17 protein-coding genes and 1 pseudogene are annotated in these 16742 nt (G+C 54.5%); 13 read left to right on the plus strand and 5 right to left on the minus strand.

Going from position 1 to position 16742, the window contains the following annotated elements:
• Window positions 1-421: pseudogene (locus tag ACR0JA_RS23265) on the plus strand (IS6 family transposase); the annotation flags it as partial.
• A 243-nt stretch (window positions 422-664) separates the two neighbouring features.
• Here the strand turns inward: ACR0JA_RS23265 and ACR0JA_RS23270 are convergent.
• Both ACR0JA_RS23270 and ACR0JA_RS23275 read right to left on the minus strand, forming a co-directional pair.
• Window positions 665-1003, minus strand: a complete 339-nt coding sequence (locus ACR0JA_RS23270) for a hypothetical protein (protein WP_480580227.1) — start codon at window positions 1001-1003, stop codon at window positions 665-667.
• 29 nt (window positions 1004-1032) lie between these two features.
• A complete protein-coding gene (locus tag ACR0JA_RS23275) occupies window positions 1033-1371 on the minus strand; it encodes a winged helix-turn-helix transcriptional regulator (RefSeq protein ID WP_480580230.1) in 339 nt (112 codons plus the stop codon).
• 143 nt (window positions 1372-1514) lie between these two features.
• Here ACR0JA_RS23275 and ACR0JA_RS23280 point away from each other — a divergent pair, with 143 nt between their 5' ends.
• The 11 genes from ACR0JA_RS23280 to ACR0JA_RS23330 all read left to right on the plus strand — a co-directional run bounded on the left by ACR0JA_RS23280 (window position 1515) and on the right by ACR0JA_RS23330 (window position 13096).
• Window positions 1515-2321 carry a class I SAM-dependent methyltransferase gene (locus tag ACR0JA_RS23280; protein ID WP_480580233.1) on the plus strand — a complete coding sequence of 269 codons (807 nt, stop codon included), beginning with the start codon at window positions 1515-1517 and terminating at the stop codon, window positions 2319-2321.
• 721 nt (window positions 2322-3042) lie between these two features.
• A complete protein-coding gene (locus ACR0JA_RS23285; protein WP_480580236.1) occupies window positions 3043-4782 on the plus strand; it encodes an ABC transporter substrate-binding protein in 1740 nt (579 codons plus the stop codon).
• An 87-nt stretch (window positions 4783-4869) separates the two neighbouring features.
• A complete protein-coding gene (locus ACR0JA_RS23290; RefSeq protein ID WP_480580239.1) occupies window positions 4870-5919 on the plus strand; it encodes an ABC transporter ATP-binding protein in 1050 nt (349 codons plus the stop codon).
• A gap of 1 nt (window position 5920) precedes the next feature.
• Entirely contained in the window at window positions 5921-6997 is a 1077-nt protein-coding gene (locus ACR0JA_RS23295) for an ABC transporter ATP-binding protein (protein ID WP_480580242.1), read from the plus strand.
• Window positions 6994-7857, plus strand: coding sequence for a carbohydrate ABC transporter permease (locus ACR0JA_RS23300; protein ID WP_480580245.1), 864 nt, complete (start codon window positions 6994-6996; stop codon window positions 7855-7857). The genes ACR0JA_RS23295 and ACR0JA_RS23300 overlap by 4 nt, the downstream gene beginning before the upstream one ends.
• Window positions 7854-8651 carry a carbohydrate ABC transporter permease gene (locus tag ACR0JA_RS23305; protein WP_480580248.1) on the plus strand — a complete coding sequence of 266 codons (798 nt, stop codon included), beginning with the start codon at window positions 7854-7856 and terminating at the stop codon, window positions 8649-8651. The genes ACR0JA_RS23300 and ACR0JA_RS23305 overlap by 4 nt, the downstream gene beginning before the upstream one ends.
• A gap of 8 nt (window positions 8652-8659) precedes the next feature.
• Entirely contained in the window at window positions 8660-9061 is a 402-nt protein-coding gene (locus ACR0JA_RS23310; RefSeq protein WP_480580251.1) for a DUF2160 domain-containing protein, read from the plus strand.
• A 66-nt stretch (window positions 9062-9127) separates the two neighbouring features.
• Window positions 9128-9523, plus strand: a complete 396-nt coding sequence (locus ACR0JA_RS23315) for a BlaI/MecI/CopY family transcriptional regulator (protein WP_008759241.1) — start codon at window positions 9128-9130, stop codon at window positions 9521-9523.
• On the plus strand, window positions 9510-10607 hold the full coding sequence (locus tag ACR0JA_RS23320; RefSeq protein WP_480580254.1) for a M56 family metallopeptidase: 1098 nt from the start codon (window positions 9510-9512) through the stop codon (window positions 10605-10607). The genes ACR0JA_RS23315 and ACR0JA_RS23320 overlap by 14 nt, the downstream gene beginning before the upstream one ends.
• A gap of 477 nt (window positions 10608-11084) precedes the next feature.
• Window positions 11085-12467, plus strand: a complete 1383-nt coding sequence (locus tag ACR0JA_RS23325) for a sensor histidine kinase (RefSeq protein ID WP_480580257.1) — start codon at window positions 11085-11087, stop codon at window positions 12465-12467.
• On the plus strand, window positions 12464-13096 hold the full coding sequence (locus ACR0JA_RS23330) for a response regulator (RefSeq protein ID WP_480580260.1): 633 nt from the start codon (window positions 12464-12466) through the stop codon (window positions 13094-13096). Before ACR0JA_RS23325 ends, ACR0JA_RS23330 begins: the two co-directional genes overlap by 4 nt.
• Before the next feature lie 14 nt (window positions 13097-13110).
• Here the strand turns inward: ACR0JA_RS23330 and ACR0JA_RS23335 are convergent, their stop codons facing one another.
• The 3 genes from ACR0JA_RS23335 to ACR0JA_RS23345 all read right to left on the minus strand — a co-directional run bounded on the left by ACR0JA_RS23335 (window position 13111) and on the right by ACR0JA_RS23345 (window position 15749).
• Window positions 13111-13740 carry a 2OG-Fe(II) oxygenase family protein gene (locus ACR0JA_RS23335; protein WP_480580263.1) on the minus strand — a complete coding sequence of 210 codons (630 nt, stop codon included), beginning with the start codon at window positions 13738-13740 and terminating at the stop codon, window positions 13111-13113.
• A 92-nt stretch (window positions 13741-13832) separates the two neighbouring features.
• Window positions 13833-14351, minus strand: coding sequence for an EF-hand domain-containing protein (locus ACR0JA_RS23340; RefSeq protein WP_480580266.1), 519 nt, complete (start codon window positions 14349-14351; stop codon window positions 13833-13835).
• A gap of 402 nt (window positions 14352-14753) precedes the next feature.
• Window positions 14754-15749: a LysR family transcriptional regulator gene (locus ACR0JA_RS23345; RefSeq protein WP_480580269.1), complete on the minus strand. Its 996-nt coding sequence runs from the start codon at window positions 15747-15749 to the stop codon at window positions 14754-14756.
• Window positions 15750-15775: 26 nt separating this feature from the next.
• On the opposite strand from ACR0JA_RS23345, the gene ACR0JA_RS23350 reads away from it, so the two are divergent.
• Window positions 15776-16555, plus strand: coding sequence for a HalD/BesD family halogenase (locus ACR0JA_RS23350; RefSeq protein ID WP_480580271.1), 780 nt, complete (start codon window positions 15776-15778; stop codon window positions 16553-16555).
• Window positions 16556-16742: the final 187 nt, after the last annotated feature.

Here is a 16742-nt window from a genome sequence, read left to right on the forward strand (position 1 = left end):
ATATCTTTATCGAGCGATCAATATACACAGCAAGACCCTTGATTTCATGCTGTCCGAGCGTCGGAACAAGGCCGCTGCGACGAGGTTCTTCGCCCGCACTCTCGAGGTGAACGGCCTACCGCGCTAGATCGTCATCGACAAAAGTGACGCCAACACCGCTGGCATCAAGGCGATCAACAAGATGTTGAAAGGCTTTGGTTGCCCGATCCCGATTGAGATGGTCAGACGGAAATACCTCAACAACATCATTGAACAGGATCACCGCTTCATCAAACGAAGAATCAGACTCATGCTGGGGTTCAAATCTATCGTTTCAGCCGCATCCGTCCTGTCAGGCATAGAACTGGTCAACATGATCCGTAAAGGCCAATTCACGCCCGGGCTCCATCCGTTTCAGCGGTTTATCCAGCTGGTGGGATAATCGCCTCTCCAGTTTCGTCTATACAACTCTCAAAGAAAATTGCGACAGAACCTCATGGAAGTTCATCTCGCGCACAAAGACTCCGAGATTGCCCATGTCGCTGATCTGGACGTGCCTGCCCAATGTGCAGCCTATTCCGAAACCTACTAACGACCCTTACTTTATGCTGCTTGAAATTGCGGCGAAGGTGTCAGTAAAGCCCAGACCTCTCGAATGCAGCGCTATAAGCAGATGTCCGGTTTTTCATTCCGTTCGCAATGGAAGGATATCAGGAACTTTGGCGTAGGGTGCAGGCGGCAGCCATTCTTGAAATGTCCGGGCCAGTCTTGGATCACCGCTAAGAAAGAAAGACCCCAGTTCTGTCTCTCTAGCCAATGTGGTGCGTCCCATGATGATGCCGCCCATCGCGACCAATGTGGTTTCAACATACAAATCAACCTCAAGATCAGGATCGTGAACGCAAAGTTCAGGAGGTGCTCCTCGCTGGGCCAGAAACCAGAATGTGTCGTAGTCCGTCGGTTCATCCTGAAAATGAAAACGGATCACTGATCGCTTGTCAGGTAAGGCATCTTTCTGGAGCACGCTTTGGCATTTCCACATCATCGGCGAGGCTAACGTCCCGCGAGTGCGACTTCGGCTTCGATGTTCTGCTGGGCCCAGACGCCAAGCGCTTTGATAGCCGGCTCCAGAGCTTCAGATTTCGGTGTACGGAAATAGTCTACTGAACCAGTGGCCTTATCTTCAATACGCTCGACCAGCCCGTTGGACTCCATCTCTGAAAGTCGCCGTGACAGCACGCCGGGGGAGATGCTGCCCAAGCGTCGTCGCAATGTGTTGAACCGGGTGGCCCCAGCCCAGATTTCGGTCAGGATCGGAATGGTCCAACGCGGTTCCAGCAATTGGCTGGCGCGGGAAATCGGGCACAAGAGACCATAGGGTTTCATGTTCATGGCAATCTCCTCAGTGCCTATCATACCCGGCAATGATGTCAGTACCAGTACGTCTGAAGTATCGGCATCAATACTTCCTGCGCACTACTTTGACTGAAATGGACCGTGGTTGAGTTGGTCATCGCAAAATGAGGAGATAGGCGATGACACAGAACAACACAATGACCGGGGTCACCAACGGAGAGCTGTGGGGCCATCGGGCACAGGATTGGGCAAAATACCAGGAAGCTTCAATCGCGCCCGTATTCGACGCCGTGCTGGACCGCACTGGCGTGAGCGAAGGGACAAGACATCTTGATATCGGGTGCGGTGCAGGTTTGGCCGCAGCAAAGGCCAGTGCGCTGGGTGCGGTAGTGACTGGTCTAGATGCATCACGCGCATTGATCGACATTGCTCAGTCTCGGTTACCTGCTGCAACCTTCCGCGTGGGGGATTTGCAGGAACTGCCGTACCAGGGCGGCAGCTTTGATCTGGTGACAAGTTTCAACGCCATCCAATATGCCGGGGACGTCGCTGAGGCTTTGTCAGAAGTGAAGCGTGTCCTTGCACCCGGTGGCACAATTGCCATTGCGACCTGGGGCGACCCGGAAGGCATGGAGGCCGCTGAAGTGGTGACAGTATTAATGCCGCTATTGCCGCCACCACCGCCCAACGCACCGGGTCCATTTGCTTTGTCTGACGACTCTGTGTTGCGTCAATTCGTCGAGAAAGGCGGATTCGAACCGTATGATTTATTCGATGTTGATAGTCCCTGGTTCTATCCCGACGAACAGGCTGCGATTGCCGGCCTTGCGTCATCTGGCGTCGCGGCCAAAGCAATAAGCTTGGCAGGGAAAGATGCGGTGGATAAAGCACATCTGTCAGCCATCGCGCCTTTTCGACAATCAGATGGACGGATCGAACTTGGTGCCACTTTCAAAGTGGTTCTGGCTAGGTTAGCAGACGAATAGTACCTGACACGACAGATTTGGCCTTAAAACCGGTCCTTTCTGCCTTGTCGTAAAATGGCCATTTTGTCCTCTTTTCCCTTATTGGCTGACGAAGTTACGCTGCGCCGGGCATGAATGGACGTTCTTTGCGCTGCATTTCCTTGCTCGAGATGATGCGCACGCGGCAAAATCAGTGCAGTGTGTGCTTGCAGCGAGAAAACCGAATTCACAGTCTGGGCTCTCGTGGCACCTTCGTCGCGAGATCCATGAACGACCGTTCCGAGATAGAGCGCCCTTTGCTGTGTGTCGCATGAATTGGCAAGAAACGGACAAAGGGTGAGTTCGCTGCGGTTGCTCGAACGGCAGCTGCTGGCGGATCGCGACTGCGGCTCCCCTGCCGGTCGGGCGGGAAAGTAAACTTTCGCTGCAAATTTCGAACAGGCAAGTTGAACCTTGAAGTTAGCAGACATCAGCCTTGTGTTTCACCCAATTCGCATTTGAGCAGCGGGTGTTAAGCCGGTTCAAGAATTAGTTCCGCGATGTTTTCAGCACCCACGGATACCAGTTGATTGCAAAAATTTTAGATCTTAAACGCCTCGATAGTAAAAATAATATTTATTAACATATACTTAACAACATGTTCTTCTATTACTAAAATTTTAGTTTGACAGCTGCGCCAAATATCACCGATGCTGAATGCCATCCGGTCTGCGCCGGATCACATAATCTTGGGAGGAGACAGATGCGGAGACATCTACTTTCCGCCGTGGCGGCAGCGGCCGTCATTGCGGGGCAAGGTCCTGTTTGGGCCGACGAAGCCGCAGCACAACGTTGGATTGACGACGAATTCCAGCCATCGACCTTGTCGAAGGACGAACAGTTGTCCGAAATGAAGTGGTTCATCGAAGCTGCACAACCGTACTCGGGCATGGAAATCAATGTCCTGTCCGAGGGTATCCCGACGCATTCCTATGAATCCGAGGTTCTGACAAAGGCGTTCGAGGAAATCACAGGGATCAAGGTCAATCACCAGATTCTCGGCGAAGGTGAAGTGGTTCAGGCCGTTCAGACTCAGCTGCAAACCGGGCGGAACCTGTATGATGGTTATGTCAACGACAGCGACTTGATCGGAACGCATTCGCGCCTGCAGTTGGCCTATCCGCTGACCGATATGATGGGCGGCGACTGGGCGGCGACAACTTCGCCGACGCTGGATCTGGATGACTTCATGGGCATTCAGTTCACCACCGGCCCGGATGGCAAGCTGTATCAGCTGCCCGACCAGCAGTTCGCCAACCTCTATTGGTTCCGTAAGGACTGGTTCGATGATGAGGCCAACAAAGCCGCGTTCAAAGAGAAGTACGGCTATGATCTGGGCGTTCCGGTCAACTGGTCGGCCTATGAGGACATCGCCGAGTTCTTCACCAATGACGTGAAAGAAGTCGATGGCGTCGCGATCTATGGCCACATGGACTATGGCAAGCGCGCGCCTGACCTCGGATGGCGCATGACAGACGCCTGGCTGTCGATGGCTGGTGCCGGTGACGTGGGCGAGCCGAACGGCGTTCCCGTCGACGAATGGGGCATTCGCATGGAAGCGGGCACATGTAATCCGGTCGGTGCGTCCGTTTCGCGCGGTGGTGCTGCAAACGGTCCGGCTGCGGTCTACGCGATCCGCAAGTGGGATGAATGGCTGCGGAACTATGCGCCTCCGGGTGCCGCAAGCTATGACTTCTATCAGTCGCTGCCGGCGCTCAGCCAAGGCAATGTGGCCCAGCAGATATTCTGGTACACCGCGTTTACCGCCGACATGGTCAAGCCCAAGTCCGAAGGCAACAACACCGTCGACGATGAAGGCACGCCACTTTGGCGGATGGCGCCCAGCCCGCATGGCCCCTACTGGGAAGAAGGCCAGAAGGTTGGTTATCAGGATGTGGGTTCCTGGACCTTCCTGAAATCGACACCTGCGGATCGTGCTCAGGCAGCATGGCTGTACGCTCAGTTCGTGACGTCCAAGACTGTCGATGTGAAAAAGTCCCATGTGGGTCTGACATTCATCCGCGACAGTTCGGTCAACCACGAGAGCTTCACCGAACGCGCGCCCAAGCTGGGTGGTCTGGTCGAGTTCTATCGCTCGCCTGACCGCGTGGCATGGTCGCCGACCGGCATCAACGTTCCGGATTATCCGAAGCTGGCCCAGATCTGGTGGCAGCAAATCGGTGACGTGAATTCGGGCGCGTTTACTCCGCAAGAGGCGATGGACCGTCTTGCCGAAGAGATGGACATCACCATGGCCCGTATGCAGGCCGCGGATGAAAGCGCCGGTGTTTACGGTGGATGCGGACCGCGCCTGAACGAGCCGCAAGATGCCGCCTTCTGGCTGGAAAAGCCGGGCTCGCCCAAGGCCAAACTTGAGAACGAAAAGCCGCAAGGCCAGACTGTCAACTATGACGAGCTGGTTCAGCGCTGGCAGTCTCAGTAAGCTAAAGCAACCGGGGGTGCCGTTCGCGGCATCCCCACACCAAGACCAAGACAGCGCGGGCGCGCTGCGGGATCGGAATTCGCGAAAATGATCGAACTACAGGACGCGACCAAGCGGGTCGGCAACGTCATCCATATTAAACCAACCAATCTGAAGCTGCAGACCGGCCATTTCAATGTGCTGCTGGGCGCGACTGGATCGGGCAAGACCTCTCTGATCAAGATGATGGCCGGGCTGGACCCGATTGCCTCGGGCAAGGTCTTCATGGATGGTCAGGATGTGACCAAACTGAACACGCAGAAGCGGCAGATCAGCCTGGTGCACCAGTTCTTTGTGAACTACCCGCATATGACCGTGTTCGACAACATCGCCTCTCCGTTGCGCGTTGCGGGCATGGCAAAGTCCGAGATCGAGGGTCGCGTGGAAGAAGCCGCAGATCTGCTTCAACTGCGCCCGATGTTACACCGCCGCCCACATGAGTTGTCGGGCGGGCAACAACAACGCACCGCGCTGGCCCGTGCGATTGCCAAGGAAAGCCGCGCGGTTTTCCTCGACGAACCGTTGGCAAACCTGGACTACAAACTGCGCGAAGAACTCCGCGAGCAATTGCCCGACCTGTTTGCAGGCCGTGGCGCAGTCGTGGTTTACGCGACATCGGAACCGGAAGAGGCGCTTTTGCTGGGGGGCTACACAGCACTGATGGAGGACGGCCACGTCACCCAATTTGGCCCGACCGCTGATATCTATCGAAACCCAGAAAACATCGCCGCCGCGCGTGTGTTCTCTGACCCGCCGATCAATGTGGGTCGCATAACCGTCTCGGACGCACAGGCCCAGTTGGCAGGCGGCGGCGGATGGGCGGTCTCGGGCATTGCGGATGGGGATTACATGGTCGCCGTGCGTCCGCATCGCGTGACACCTTTCCGAACTTCTGGTGCAGATGTGGAATTAACGGGCCGCGTGATCGTGACCGAGCTGTCGGGCTCGGATTCCAGCGCACATTTCCAGCATGGGGATGATGCTTGGGTATCACTTGCTTCAGGTGTCCACCCCTATCAGGTGGGCGAGGATCATAGTTTCTACATGAACCCGGCCCATTGCCGGTATTTCGGCCAAGACGGCAAAAGGGTAGCCTGAAATGGCACAGATCAAGCTTTCTAACCTGCGACACAGTTATATGACCGCGCCGAAAGGCCCTGAGGATTATGCGTTGAAGGAAATCGACGTGACATGGCGCGACGGCGGGGCCTATGCACTTTTGGGGCCATCGGGCTGCGGCAAGTCCACGTTGCTGAACATTATCTCGGGTCTTCTGACCCCGTCCGAGGGGCAGATCCTGTTCGACGGGCAGGACGTGACTGCTCTGCCCCCCGATCAGCGCAACATTGCGCAAGTGTTCCAGTTTCCGGTGATCTACGACACGATGACCGTCGGCGAAAACCTAGCATTTCCGTTAAAAAACCGCGGTGTTGACCCGGATACGATCAAGCGTCGCGTTGATGAAATTGCCGAGATGCTGGACGTCACGGATATGCTGAACACCCGAGCAAGCGGCCTTAGCCCGGACAACAAGCAGAAGATTTCGATGGGCCGCGGTCTAGTCCGCGATGACGTGAACGCAGTAATGTTCGATGAACCGCTGACAGTGATCGACCCCCATTTGAAATGGAAACTGCGGTCCAAGCTTAAAGAGCTGCACCAGCGTGTGCAGGCCACGATGATCTACGTCACCCACGACCAGACCGAAGCACTGACCTTCGCCGACGAAGTGGTCGTGATGCAGGAAGGTGAAGTGGTTCAGATCGGCACGCCCGTTGAGCTATTCGAGCGGCCCCAACACACCTTTGTTGGCCACTTCATCGGCTCCCCTGGCATGAATGTGTTGCCGTGTGAAGCCAAGGGCGACCGCGCCGTGTTCGAAGGGCATGAGGTGATGCTGGAAGGCCCGACCCACGGCGACGGAGGCCGCACCGATCTGGGCATCCGCCCTGAATATGTAGGCTTCGGCGACACGGGCATCCCGGCACACGTAACCAAAGTTTCGGACATTGGGCGCCATTATGTGGTCAGCGCCATGGTCGGCAATACCGCGCTGAAGGCTGTGACGGAAAATGTGGTGCCCGAGCCTGGCTCACAGGTCTTCCTGCAATTCAAACCTGAACAATCCCGCGTCTACCGCGACGGCTGGATCGCTACCGAGGAGCGGGCGCAATGAGAACGGAAAACCAGAGAGCATGGTTCTTTGTCCTGCCGGTTCTGGCGCTGGTGGCGTTCAACGCGCTGGTGCCGATGATGACAGTAGTCAACTACTCGGTGCAGGAAACCTTCGGCAACAATCAGTTCTTCTGGGAAGGGCTCGGTTGGTTCGAGCAAATCCTGCGCTCGGACCGGTTTCAGGCAGCCTTAGGGCGACAGTTCCTGTTCACCTTCCTGATCCTGCTGATCGAGGTGCCCCTTGGCATTATCGTTGCCCTGTCAATGCCGCGCAAAGGGTTCTGGGTGCCGGTCTGTCTGGTTCTGATGGCACTGCCGATGCTGATCCCGTGGAACGTTGTCGGCTCGATGTGGAACATCTTCACGCTGCCCAAGATCGGGTTGCTGGGGTATTTCCTGAATGATGTTCTGGGCATCAACTATGACATGACGCAACAGCCGATCTCGGCCTGGATCACGGTTATCGTGATGGATGTCTGGCACTGGACCTCGCTGGTCGTGCTGCTGTGCTACGCGGGGCTCGTCTCGATCCCTGATGCATACTACCAAGCCGCGAAGATCGACGGTGCCAGCCCGTGGTCGGTGTTCCGTTACATCCAATTGCCCAAGATGAAGACCGTCCTGACCATCGCGGTGCTGCTGCGGTTCATGGACAGTTTCAACATCTATACCGAACCCTTCGTGCTGACCGGCGGCGGCCCCGGCAATTCAACCACGCTGTTGTCGATCGATCTTGTGAAGATCGCGCTGGGACAGTTCGACCTTGGCCCCGCGGCCGCGATGAGCCTGATCTATTTCGCCATCACGCTGCTGGTCTCTTGGGTATTCTATACTCTGATGACAAAGGATGACGCGCAATGAGAAAGCGGTCCCTTATCCCGATCCTCTATATCGCGTTCTTGATGCTGCCGATCTATTGGCTGGTGGCGATGTCCTTCAAAACCACGAACGAGATCTTGTCGGGCTTTTCCCTGTTTCCCCAGACCTTCACGCTTGAGAATTACATCACCATTTTCACCGATCCGACATGGTACTGGGGCTATATCAACTCGATAATCTACGTGACGATCAACACGGTGCTGTCGGTTTGTGTTGCCCTGCCTGCGGCCTATGCGTTCTCGCGCTATCGATTCCTGGGTGACAAACAGCTGTTTTTTTGGTTGCTGACCAACCGGATGGCCCCGGCGGCGGTGTTCGCACTGCCTTTTTTTCAGCTCTATTCCTCGATTCACTTGTTCGACACCTATCTGGCCGTGGCTCTGGCGCACACGCTATTCAACGTGCCGCTGGCGGTTTGGATTTTGGAAGGCTTCATGCGAGGTATCCCTAAGGAGCTGGATGAGACGGCCTATGTCGATGGTTACTCCTTCCCGCGCTTTTTCGTGGCGATCTTCCTGCCCAATATCAAAGCGGGCGTGGGTGTCGCGGCTTTCTTCTGCTTTATGTTCTCGTGGGTGGAGATGCTGCTCGCCAAAACCCTGACGGCGGTGGAGGCCAAACCCATCGCCGCCGTGATGACACGCACGGCTTCCAGCGCGGGATATGAACTTGGCCTGCTGGCGGCTGCCGGTACGCTCACCATCATACCCGGAGCCATTGTCATCTGGTTTGTCCGCAACTACATCGCGCGCGGTTTCGCGATGGGCCGTGTGTGAGGTTCGATATGCGTAGACTTCTTCTCACCCTCCCCTTCCTGCCTTCGATGGTATTCGCCCAGCAAGCCGGGTGGGGCAATGTTGGCCAGCAAGAGGAAAAAGGATTCTCGTGGACCGCCCCTCTGTGGCCCGATTTCTGGATGGCCTGGACCCCGGCGACGTTGGCGGTATTCGTAGGTATATTCTCGGCCATCGCTCTAATTGGACTATTGGAAGGGTTCAAGTTCCGCGACGGACTTGAACGACGCGGTGTACTTGGCCTGACAACCACGTTGGGGGATCGGTTATTTATAACACTGCTGGGCTCGACCTATGTTTTCCTGGCCTGGCTCGGGCTGGTGGGCCAACCTGTTTGGGCGCCCCTTTTCCTGTCCATCGGTTGGGGCGTCTTCGTCTTCTGGAAAGTTTAGGCTTTGCGAAACAGCGAAAGGATGCTTGTCTGTCAGGCATACTAATAAATGGCGACACCGAGATCGATGCGAAAGAAAAAGACTACAAATCTTCTGACCGACGTGGAACTTGAGTTCATGAACGAACTCTGGGCGCTTGGTCAGGGCTCGGTCCGTGAAGTCCTTGATCGCCTGCCACCTGATCGCAATCTGGCCTACACTTCCGGAGCCACAATTTTGCGGATCCTTGATGAAAAGGGCTTTGTCGAAAGCGAGAAGAACGGCAAGTCGCTGATCTACAGACCCCTTCTGGAGAAGGACAGGTATCAGTCGCGGTCGTTGCAGAATTTGTCCCGGACCCTGTTTGACGACACGCCTGCGACTCTGGTTGCAAGGCTGGTCGACGATGAGGGGCTCACAGAAGATGATCTAGAGGAGATTCGAGCACTGGTAGAGAGGAGACTGCAAAATGACAGCGGTTAAACCGGTTCTCGATGCGTTTCTCGAGTTCAACATTGTGCTTGGATTGTCGGCGCTGATCTGGCTGGCCGTGCGTGGAGGCCTTGCGCTGACGCCCATGCGGTACGGCTTTGTTGCTCAGCTTCGTTCGCTCAAGATACTTTGCATCGGCGTGATGCTCAGCCCGGTTCTGGCGATGGGTGTTTCGGGTTTTGTTGCTCAGGTATGGCCCGGACGTTTTGTTGCGCTGGGGGATATCGCAGTGGCAGCCTATCTTCGCGGCGAAATCGCCATACCAGCTGCGCAGTTCGAAACCCTTTTGAATACGCGCGAACGCTGGCTCGACTATGTCTTGTCAGGCGGCTCTGGCTTCGTGACTTGCGCGTTGATTGCGCTGGTTCTTCTTTCGGCTGTTCTGGCAATTCGGGTTGTCCGCAACGCGCTTACAATTCGCAAAGCCGTACGGTCCAGCTTTCTTTGGCGACGATCGGCAAAGGTGGACATTCGTCTTTCAGATCGCGTAACCGTGCCGTTTGCAGTGCGCGGCCTTCGTCGTCGTCACGTCATTTTGCCCAGCCATTTGCTAAACTCGCCACGCGATTTGCGCTTCGCTCTGGCACATGAATTCCAGCACATCCGCGCGCTGGACGTGGAATGGGAATTGGCTTTCGAGCTTCTGCGCCCGCTGCTGTTCTGGAACCCGGCCTATCTGGCCATGAAACATCAGTTTGATCGGCTTCGCGAATTAGCCTGCGATCAGTCTGTCGTCTCGCGCAAAGGGATTGATGCGACCGACTATACCGCCTGTCTACTGGACTACTGCACACGATCAGTTAAGCTGAAAAACCCTCGCATTCTTCATGTGGCCCTGGTTAACGGGCCGAAGGCAAAGTTTGTTCTGCGCCAGCGTGTGATCGCACTGACCGATGCGCCGGTAACGACAACCCAAATATCGGCTATCTTCATTGGCTCGACTCTTTCCTTGGTTGTTATGCTTGCCATTGGTTCGGCCTCGGTGCGTCAAACTCAGGATTGGAGCCATGATCGTCTGATGCTTTCGACGGTTGTAAACCTGGAGCGGCTGGAAGCTCGGAATCAGGGAAATTGATAGGCCGAAATTTAAGTCCGACGTGGGTTGGAGAGTCGGCCTCACGAGTATTGCTAGCAAGTTTGTCGCAGGTTCTGCGTGACCATGCTGCTGGTTTCCAATGAGTCCAGGTCCAAAGTACCGCTGTCAACGGCTCTAATGCGGGTGCCCGTGTTGCTCGACACCGATTGACCGAGAATGATCTGATAGCAGCCAATGACAGCAATCAGAGCTTCGCAGTCACTTCTTCCACATGCAGCATATGGAACTATGGGCTCAGAGCAGACATCCGACGCTTCCGGTCTGTTACTCTGCGTTTGGTGGTATCATAAATGACAGCAATGCGGACATTGCTGACGTTAATGTTTGGAAATCAGAAGTCCGCTTACAAGACACCCATTCGTGTTGAAATATCAATTTTGTACACGGCGGTTATCACGGCTCTGACGCACTTGGCATCAGCATTCAGACCAAAGTCGATTGTGGTGAGAACAATAAATGGCCATGTTGTTCAACATGTTGCCGCGTTTGAAACACGTGTTGTCTCAATCTACCCTCTCAATGAGGTTCTTTGCTTTCGGCTTTATTGTTATGTTGGGCGCTGCTCTCGTACTGGGATCATGGGCCAGCAAGCGAATTGAAGCCGGTGTCACAGAAAACTACGGCGCGGCGGCGGCGCTCTATTTTGAAAGCCTCATTCCGCAACTTTCATTCCTGCAAACCACTTCTGAGTCATTCTCTGAGGACAATAAAGACGAGTTGCGTCGGGTGTTCATCGATGGTGCACTCCAAGCACAGGTTGTTACTTACAAAGTGTGGGCGCGGGATGGGACTGTTCTCGCTTCGTATGATCCATTGCTAGAAGACCGAAAATTTCAGATCTCTGCTGCGCTGGCGCAAGCCTGGCAAGGGCACGTTGCCGCTGAGTACGAAGTGATTCAATTGCGTGATTTGGCGGATGTTGCATCAATAGAATTGCCGTTGCTTGGCGTCTACGTGCCGATCCGCAATATCGCAAACGGCGAAGTTGTCACCGTTATCGAATTTTATCGTCGCGCTGAGGATCTGCTCGACGATCTCGTGCAAGCGCGCAGACAAACGTGGTACATGGTTTCAGCGGTGTTTCTCGTAAGCGGTGTGCTGCTGTTTGGCATAGTTCATGCAGGAAGCCGTCTGATCGAGAGACAGCGCAAAGATCTATTGCAGCAACTGAACAAGAACAAAGACCTTAAAGAACGCGTAACAGCGGCAGCGACGCGTTCGACATCGCAGGCAGACCGCGTCATGCAACGGATCGGGTTAGATTTGCATGACGGGGTTGCGCAACATTTGTCCCTTCTGGCTTTGCGTCTCGAAGGGGCTGGTCTCAATGACACGGAAGACGCCGCGACGATCCGAGACGCTCTGGCGAATGCAATGACGGAACTTCGCGCGATCTCACGCGGGCTTGCACTTCCGGACATTGACGTCCTGACTCCCGCGGAAACGGTCAGAAGAGCCGTTAGTGACCACAATAAGGCTTTTGGAGCTGACGTGAAATTCGAAGCGAGAGACCACCCGCCCATTCAGGCAGAGGCTCCGATGAAACTTGCGCTTTACCGCGTGACTCAGGAATTGCTGGCCAATACTCACAAACATGCAATGGCGGCGATGGTCACGGTGACATATCAGCAGTCGGCAACCGAAGTAACGGTCACTGTTTCAGATGATGGCGTCGGTTTCGTGGCCGACAATCCAATCCTCCAGGAAGTCAGCGGGCAAGGATTGTTCGGAATACGCGACAGATTGCTTCCCTTGGGGGGACGCCTCGACGTTCAATCGCAACCCGAGCATGGGACAACCGCCGTTTTCTCCTTACCACAAGGTGGAGCACGCTCATGACAACAACTGTTCTCGTTGCAGATGATCACCCGATCTTTCGGGATGGTCTGGTGAAGAGTCTTGAGGAACATGGAACATTTTCGGTTGTTGGAGTGGCCGCATCCGCAACTGAAGCGATCAAGCTCGCAGCATCTTTGAAGCCCGATATAGCTTTGCTCGATTTGTCGATGCCAGGCAGCGGGCTGTCAGCGATTGCGCAGATTGCATCTCAGAATCTTGCGAAACATGTCGCAATGCTGACCGTTTCCGAAGACGGTGAAAACGTCTCGGAGGCTCTCCGTCTTGGGGCCAAAGCGTATATCTTAAAGGGCGTGTCCGCCCGAGAGTTGAGAGCAATCCTGAGCGACGTTGCCAAAGGTGAGACACATGTTTCCCCAAGTTTGGCGGCAAAGATGCTGACTTTCATGACAAAGGAACAGGAAGCCGCTTCACCCTTGGATGACCTGACCAAAAGGGAGGAAGACATTTTACGACTGGTCGCAACGGGTCAGAGCAACAGAGAGGTCGCCGACGAACTCGGGCTTCAGGAAAAAACCGTGAAACACTACATGACCACTATCCTTGAAAAACTCCACGCACGAAATCGGGTAGAAGCAGCGCTTATCGCCCACAAAGCGTTCGAGCGCTAAAACGACGAATAGGGTCAGCCTTTCTTCGATTTTTTCGAGAATGTCGCATTAAATGCAATAGTGATCCGCTCGTCATCTGCGGTATTCGGGTAGACCCAGTGTACCAGGTATGAGGGAAACAGGACCATCTCGCCTGGCCGCGGCTTCAGACTTTTCTTCAGATTGAAGGCTGATGCCTTCAGGATACGCCAGTTCGGCAGGTCACTGCGCGGATCCAGAAACTCGATGCGGCCAGCTTTCTCATCATCAACCTCTGGCTGGGAAACATAATACACCCCAGACCAATGCGCACCGGGGTGCGTGTGCGGCGCATTGAAAGCGCCAACAGGATTGATGTTCATCCAAGCAAACAGTTTTAGATCAAGGGAATCGGGGTCGACTTTACTGATACGCCGTGTGGATTGAAGAACTGCTGTCTCCACCATGACCGACATAAACGAAAAGCATTGAGCTTTTTCATTGAGCAGATTGCCTTTCGAATGCCAGCCGCCTCTGTTTGACTTTGCAGTACCATCACTCTGATCGCGTAGGCGTTTCCCCTCTTTGATCAATTCGGCATTAACGGTCTCGTATCCTTTGACCTCAAAGGAGAATAGTGGCGTCGAGAACAGCTTTTCATACTTGGTCTGTTCAATCAGTGTCATGGCCGCAGTTTCTTTTGAATTGCGGAAACTCGCGCAATGAACGCTGGCATCCGTCACGTTGAAATCTTTAAGCTACTATCCAGAGACGACAATCATCGATCGTCACTGTCGCTCTCATCGCCTTCGTCGCTGTCGCTCTCGTCGCCTTCGTCACTATCGCTCTCATCACCTTCGTCGCTGTCGCTCTCGTCGCCTTCGTCACTATCGCTCTCATCGCCTTCGTCGCTGTCGCTCTCATCACCTTCGTCGCTGTCGCTCTCATCGCCTTCGTCGCTGTCGCTCTCATCACCTTCGTCGCTGTCACTCTCGTCGCCTTCATCGCTGTCGCGCTCGTCATCGTCGCGCTCATCGTCGTCCGACTCGTCGTCATCACGTTCGTCATCCTGCGAGACCTGAATTTCTGGTGCGGATACGAGACCATCGCCGTCAAGATCACTGCGATTAATGATACCTCTGGCACCACGACGCCCGAACGCCTCTTCCAGCTCCTCAAATGAAAGTTGCCGGTCTCCGTTCGTATCAATAGAGCTGAAAGTGCGCGACTGAGCCAGCAAGGGACCTGTGGCAATCGCACAAAGTGAAGTGGTCATAAGTAGGTGGGAAAGCTTCATCGGGGTTCTCCATGGCTGTTTGTGGGTAGTTTGAACCATCTTGCGGAGGGCAACGATAAGCGAACGTCTGACGGATTTTCAGACCATAGTCTGAGCATGCGAAGCCTAATTTTTCCGAAAGCTGACTTTCGCTAATATGTAGATATACTGAACTTTGGCTCATTCCGGACCCAAGAGGCTTTGCGGCAGAGTCCCCTGCCCCGCTATCAACTGATCACGCGGACGGCCCATACCGGATATGCGCACCAAAGCCCAACCGCTGGGCGAGGTGTCATTCGTTGCCTGCGCCGCAAGTTGTATCTCGCCCAGGCAATAGGGGTGTGTAATAATGTGCCATTCACCGCGAGTGCAAAGCCTGAACGCCAACAGTGCACACGGACGCTAAACTTACTCGCATCTGATTTAGAGGCTATATGAGTCGCCAAATTCATCACGACAATAAGCGATGAACGGTTCCGCCAAAGTGTTCTCAAGAGTATCCGCACGCGATGCAATCACGATATGCGTCGGGGGCATCTTTTCGCTCAGCCTGATCGGCACAACATGGCCACCATCATAAGTTGTGTTTTCGGCTGGCTTCATTGAGAGAAGCGAAACCCCAAGTCCGTTGGCAACCTGGCATCGCACAGATTCAATAGAAGACGACCGGAAGGCGATTTTGGGCACAATATCGAACAAAGAAAAAAGATTGAGAAAGAACTCCCGACTTTGAGGCGCATCGAAAAGCACAAAATCGGCGCCATCAATTTCACTGATAGAGACAGAGTCTCGGGTTGAAAGCCGGTGGTCTGGCGGGACGATCAGATACAGATGCGGAGTCGCGAGGGGCTTTACCTGGAAGCGAGTGTGATCGATTCCCAGATCGTAGAGGATCGCCAAGTCGATTTCGTTTCGGTCAAGCGCAATGATCAATTCCTCTTGCAGTCGTTCTTCGACTTCAAGAACAACACCTGGCGCTTTCTGGCGATAGCCACTGAGAATGCGCGCCAGATAGAACGGAGCAATCGACTGCAAGCAACCCACACGCAGAGTTCCTTTTCGGTGCGCCGCGATATCTGCCGCTGCGACTTCCATGTGATCCGCGTAGGTCAACATTTGCTCTGCGTATCGCAGAAGTTCGACGCCCTGCGCCGTCAGCTCCATGCCGCGCGCGTGTAAGCGTCGAAACAGTATAAGGCCGGTTTGATCTTCCAATTTGGCGATCGCCTGAGCCACGGCCGGTTGTGAGATACCCACGGTTTCCGCCGCTGAGGTGATGCCACCGGTCTGTGCGACAGCCCTGAAGTATAGACATTGCTTGAGTGTTATCTTTGCCATGTGCCTTGAATAAGTTCTTTCACACCAAAGGCAACAAAAAGTAATTTTATTTGTTCTTCTATTCTTGATACTCCACTCCAAAACAGACGCGAATTCAGGAGAGTTCTATGGAACTGCGCGACATTATAGATTTGGACACCTTCCCGATTGCCGACGTTGATTTCCGGACGGCTTGTAAGAACGAGTTTGATGATACCGGCGTCTTCGTTATGCCGGGTTTTGTTCAGAAGGATGCGATTGATGCGATCCGCGATGAAGGTCTCGCCAACAAGGACAAGGTCTTCAAATCTACGAACCAGCACAATGTTTACCTGACCGAGAAAGATGAAGACTTCGCAGACGACCACGCGCGCAATCGGCTTGTAACCTCGTCTAAGGGGTGCATCACCGACGATCTGATGCCCAAGGGCTCGGCGCTGCGCATACTTTATAACGATCCGGTTTTTCGCAGTTTCCTGTGCGATGTTCTGGGCGAAGAGGCAATGCATGAATATGCTGACCCGCTCTCGTCCATCAACCTCCACTTCGCTGAGAAGGGTGAGGAGCTCGGTTGGCACTTTGACAACTCGTCCTTTGCAATCACGCTGATGGTACAGGCACCGGAAAAAGGCGGGAAATTCGAGTATGTGAATGCTGTACGCGATGCTGATGCCGGCGAAATGGGATTTGAGCAAGTCGACGAAATACTGGACGGAAAGGTACCTGTTTATACGGTGGAAGCTAAAGCTGGGACACTGGTGTTCTTCCGTGGCCGCAACTCGATACACCGGGTAGCGCCGAACGAGGGCGACCTTACTCGAATTCTGGCCGTACTGGCTTACAATGCCGAACCCGGTGTCGAGCTTTCCGAGGCAGCCCGCATGACATTTTATGGGCGGCTGAACTGAAAATTTTCATAACGATGAGGGCGTCTCGCGGAAGGAAATGCGAGGCGAAAATAGAAAGCCGGCCTTGAAATTACTTGCGGCGATTAGAGGCTTGGAGGTTCTGTCGCAAACTCCGTCCCCACCTGTGAGATCGAACGCAGTTCTGTTAACGCGGGCTGGAACATGACAGGAGCAAACCGTGACGATC

This window comes from Ruegeria sp. AM4, from assembly GCF_056540665.1.